This is a genomic window from Kitasatospora sp. NPDC091257 (genome assembly GCF_044757675.1).
In the GTDB taxonomy this organism is placed as follows: Bacteria; Actinomycetota; Actinomycetes; order Streptomycetales; family Streptomycetaceae; genus Kitasatospora; species Kitasatospora lactacystinica.
Genome location: NZ_JBIVVI010001023.1, coordinates 1 through 3,374 on the forward strand (window position 1 = coordinate 1; position 3,374 = coordinate 3,374).

Sequence of the window (3,374 nt, forward strand, 5' to 3'; positions counted from 1 at the left end):
GGGAGGACGGGCCCGCCCTACAGCGGCGTTTCGACCACCACGGGCCGGTGCGAGGGAAAGGTCCGCACGCCGCCTCGGGCAGCCGCGTGCGGCGACCCCGCGAACCCGCGGCCCGCCGACCGCCCGGCCGTGCCCCCTCCGCGCTCGGCTTCCACTGACCCGGCGCACGCCGTTCCCCGCGCCCCCGTTCCCCCGCCTCGTCGCCTCGTCGCGTCGTCGTGCCCGATGGTGCGCGACTCCCGTGGCCGTTTCGCTCCCGCCGTCACCTTCGCGACGGCGGGAGCGTCCGCGTTCCGGTGCGCGCTGCCAGGCCGGTCCTGGGGAGAGGGGGCGAAACGGCCGGACCGGTGGGGGCGAACGGGCGTCGAGCACGGGAGGAGGCCCGTGCCGGGGCGGGCACCGGCGAGTTGCAGCGGCTGTGGGACCGGCTGACACTCGCAGCAGGAGCGGTGGCGCCGACGGGTCGGCCGCCGCGCCCGCCCCGGGAGATGAGAACGGTCATGGCGTACGAGCCGGAGAGCCCCTTCCGGTCGCCCATCGTGGGTGACCTCAACCTGTCCCCGCCCGGCGTCGTGCTCCGCGAGGCCGCGGAGCCCGAGGCCGACCCGGAGCGGCAGGTGCCGATGCTGATCGAGCTGAACCTGCGCTTTCCCGGCGGACTCCAGGCGGTCCGCGACGAGTTCTACGCGCTCTGGGAGCACTACGCGGGGCGGTCGAGCGGGTGGTGGCCGGTGGAGGTCACCTCGGGGAGCCATGTGCAGCCCGAGGTGCCGCGGGGGCTCGCGCTGGTCGCGCCGAAGCTGTACCAGACCGTCCTCTCCCGGGGGGACCTCCACGAGCTGGTGGAGGACGACCGGCAGTCCGCCGTCCGGACCGGGCGGCCGCCCGTCATCTTCCGGGTGTGGCCGGACTATCCGCTGGATCCCCAGATCGACCGCTCGGCACCCACGGTGAAGGCCAACGCCGCCTGGCGCGCCTACGACGCGCGCGGCAGCGGGATCGTGTGGGCGGTCATCGACAGCGGCATCGACGCCGCCCACCCGCACTTCTCCCGGCTGGAGCTCGCGGCCGAGGGGCGGGGCGAGGACCTGCCGCAGGGGCGGACCACCCGGTTGCACCGCGACTTCAGCTTCCTGGTGAACCCGGACGACCCCGTGGCGCAGCCACCCGGCGGAGCGACGGGTCAGAACCCGGCGTCGCCGCTCGTGGACGACAGCGGGCACGGCACGCACGTCGCCGGCATCATCGCGGGCTGCACCCCGGAGGGCATGACGCCGCGGGTGGCGACGCCGGACGAGCCCGGGGACGGCGGATTCGTCGCCAGGGCCGGCGCGGACCGGCTGTCCGGGATGGCGCCGGACTGCGATCTGGTCAGCATCAAGGTCATGAGGCTCAGCCGCCAGGGCACCTATGTGACCTCCTCCAGCGCGGTCATCCGCGCGCTGACCTACCTGCGGACCGAGGTCAACGTGGACCCGGCGGTGTTGCGCGTGCACGGCGTCAACATGAGCCTCGGCTGCGAGTGGAGGCCCGACCAGTACGCCGCGGGCCAGTCGCCGCTCTGCCAGGCCGTGGGCCAGGTGGTCGCCTCCGGTGTGGTCGTGGTGATCTCGGCCGGCAACTTCGGTGCCCGGAGCACGGCCCGGGACACCGCCAACACCTCGGCCATCATGGGCTCGATCACCGAACCGGCACACACCGAGGACTGCATCGCGGTCGGCTCCACCCACCGGGAGGCGCCGCACGCGTTCGGCGTCACCTGGACCTCGGGGAAGGGCCCGACGCTCGACGGCCGGATGAAACCGGACGTCGTGGCGCCCGGCGAGTGGATCGCCTCGGCGGCCAGCGGCGACGTGCGGGCCACCGCCGGGCTGACCCCGGCCCCGGGGGACCCGGTGCCGGAGAGTCTGCTGACGTACGCCGAGCAGTCCGGCACCTCGATGGCGGCGCCGCACGTGTCCGGTGTGATCGCGGCCTTCCTGTCCGCCCGCCCGGAGTTCATCGGCCGACCCCGGGAGGTCAAGAGCCTGCTCACCGCCTCCGCCACCGACCTCGGCCGGGAGCGGTACGCCCAGGGGGCGGGCCTGGTGGACCTGATGCGGATGCTGGCGAACGTGTGACGAACCGACGAACCGATGAACGGACGAACCGACGAACGGCCATCCGAAGGGTCATGTGCGATGAGGCGACTGCCGACCGACGAGCCCGTGTGGGACCTCACCTTCGACGAGAAGGGGGTGCTGACCGCGCCGGCGGCGGGTGACTTCCTCGACGAGGTGACGGCCGAGGGGGTGACGGACCTGTTCGTGTTCAGCCACGGGTGGAGCGTGGACGAACAGAGTGCCCGCGTGCTCTACGACGCGATGTTCCCGCTGATCCGGCAGGCCGCAAGCGGCGCGGCGAACCTCGGCACGGTGGGGTTCGCGGGCGTCCACTGGCCCGCGCTCTGGTTCCCGCCCACGCCGGCGACCCCGCCACCGGCGGTCGCCTCGCCCCAGGCCGGGGACGGCGCCCTGCTGGACCTCAGCGCCGGAACGGCGGCCGTCTCCGGGGCGGACATCGCCGCGTCGCTGGGCCAGGGCTTCGCCGACCCCGAGCAGCAGCAGACGGTGACCGAAATCGGCCGACGCATCGACGAGGCGGTGGCGGCGGCCGGTGCGGCCGAGCCCGATGCGGCCAAGGAGCAACGACTGGTGCGGATCCACGAGTTGATCCGGTCCCTGGTGCCGCCGCCCGGGCCGGACGGCGGGTTCGAGGACGCGGGCGAGACCGCGCTGCTCCTGGACGCCGATCCGAAGACGTCGTACCAGGCCGCCGCCGAGGCCTTCGGCAGCGCGCCGCCCGGCTCCTCCACGCAGGGCATCGGCGACTGGTTCCAGCACGCCGTGAACGGCGCGAAGGACGTGCTGCGGGTGCTCTCGTTCTCGATCATGAAGGCCCGGGCCGGCGACATCGGCCGGGGCGGCCTGGGGCCGCTGCTGGCCACCCTGCACGGCCGCTCGCCCGGCCTGCGGGTGCACCTCCTCGGCCACAGCTTCGGTGCCCGGCTGGTCTCCTTCGCCCTGGCCGGCGTCGGCGCCCCCGCGGACAGCCCGGTCGCCTCACTCCTGCTGATCCAGGGGGCGTTCTCGCACTGGTCCTTCGCCCACGCCCAGGACAACCCCTTCGGCAGCGCGGGTGCGCTGAACGCCTTCGCGGACCGGGTGCGCGGTCCGCTCGTCTCCACCTACAGCGTCCACGACTGGGCCGTCGGCGTGTGGTACCCGAAGGCGTCCTTCCTCGCCCGCCAGGACTCCGAGGCCGATGTCGCCGGACGCTGGGACGGCATGGGCGCGGACGGGTACCAGGCCGTGGTGCCGACCGGGGACCGGGTG

2 protein-coding genes are annotated in these 3,374 nt (G+C 74.2%); both read left to right on the forward strand.

Features of this window, described 5'->3' with window-relative positions; all coding sequences use genetic code 11:
- Positions 1-500 precede the first annotated feature (500 nt).
- Entirely contained in the window at positions 501-2,120 is a 1,620-nt protein-coding gene (locus ACIQOV_RS33750) for a S8 family peptidase (RefSeq protein WP_401054585.1), read from the forward strand.
- A gap of 60 nt (positions 2,121-2,180) precedes the next feature.
- The coding region (locus ACIQOV_RS33755; RefSeq protein ID WP_401054587.1) for a hypothetical protein at positions 2,181-3,374 on the forward strand (1,194 nt) is incomplete at its 3' end.

Bases quoted from the DNA above. Each gene is read 5' to 3' on its own strand.
- ACIQOV_RS33750 (WP_401054585.1), top strand. From the start codon at position 501: ATGGCGTACGAGCCGGAGAGCCCCTTCCGGTCGCCCATCGTGGGTGAC.